The sequence below is a fragment of the Streptomyces sp. SID14478 genome (assembly GCF_010548525.1).
GTDB lineage: Bacteria > Actinomycetota > Actinomycetes > Streptomycetales > Streptomycetaceae > Streptomyces.
Genome location: NZ_JAAGMG010001012.1, coordinates 1 through 439 on the forward strand (window position 1 = coordinate 1; position 439 = coordinate 439).

Annotated in this window: 1 protein-coding gene; it reads right to left on the reverse strand. The window is 77.9% G+C overall.

Translation table 11 applies throughout. The features are described 5' to 3' along the window. A partial coding sequence (locus G3I40_RS32610) for an ATP-binding protein (RefSeq protein ID WP_343245089.1) occupies window positions 1–439 on the reverse strand: 439 nt, incomplete at both ends.

The following is a 439-nucleotide window of genomic DNA, read 5'->3' on the forward strand; positions in this document are numbered from 1 at the left end:
GCAGCCGGGCCGTGACCCGGAAGCCGTCCTCGTGCGGGCCCGCGTCGAACGTGCCGCCGAGCGCGGTGATCCGGGCCCGCAGCCCGAGCAGCCCGGTGCCGCTGCCGCTGCCGGGCGAGGGGGCGTGCAGGGGGCTGCCGTTGGTGACGGTGAGCGTGGTCGCGCCGCCCCGGGTCCGTGCTTCTACGGTGACGGGGGCGCCCGGCGCGTGTTTGGCGGCGTTCGTCAGCGCCTCCTGGACCAGGCGGTAGGCGGTGCGGTCGTCGGGGGCGGGTGCTCCCAGGAGGTGGACGGGCAGGCCCGACTCGGCGGCGCGCTCGACCAGTTCGGCGATGCTCTCGCCGGGCGGGGTGAGCGGCGCCGGTTCGTCGTCCTCCTCGCGCAGCAGGCCGATGACGCCGTGCAGCCGGTCGGTGGCGTCGGAGGCGGCGGCGCGCAG